The sequence below is a fragment of the Hungatella sp. SL.1.14 genome (genome assembly GCF_024460495.1).
Lineage (GTDB): Bacteria > Bacillota > Clostridia > Lachnospirales > Lachnospiraceae > Hungatella > Hungatella hathewayi.
This window is the reverse complement of the sequence record NZ_JANFYJ010000408.1, coordinates 1-296: the sequence shown is the minus strand read 5'-3', so window position 1 is coordinate 296 and position 296 is coordinate 1. Positions and strand designations below refer to the sequence as shown.

Sequence of the window (296 nt, the reverse complement as noted above, 5' to 3'; positions counted from 1 at the left end):
GTCTAATTAGGAGGTAATTACAGTGGCAGTAGATAGAGTTTCTGTTCTTAAAAGATGTAGATCCCTTGGTCTTGATCCAATCTATTTAGGAATAGATAAAAAATCCAACAGAGAATTAAAAAGAGCTAACAGAAAGATGAGTGAGTACGGCCTTCAGTTAAGAGAAAAGCAGAAAGCCAAATTCATCTACGCTGAAATTTCATGAAACATCCGGCGAATCAGAGGATGCCCCATTCCCATCAAATAAATAGCATTTTCACGCATAGGAGCAGTTTCCTGCGCCCAATGGAGCAACT

1 pseudogene is annotated in these 296 nt (G+C 39.2%); it reads left to right on the top strand.

From position 1 onward, the window contains the following. Nucleotides 1-22 precede the first annotated feature (22 nt). Nucleotides 23-190: pseudogene (locus NE473_RS31590) on the top strand (30S ribosomal protein S4); the annotation flags it as partial. Nucleotides 191-296 lie beyond the last annotated feature (106 nt).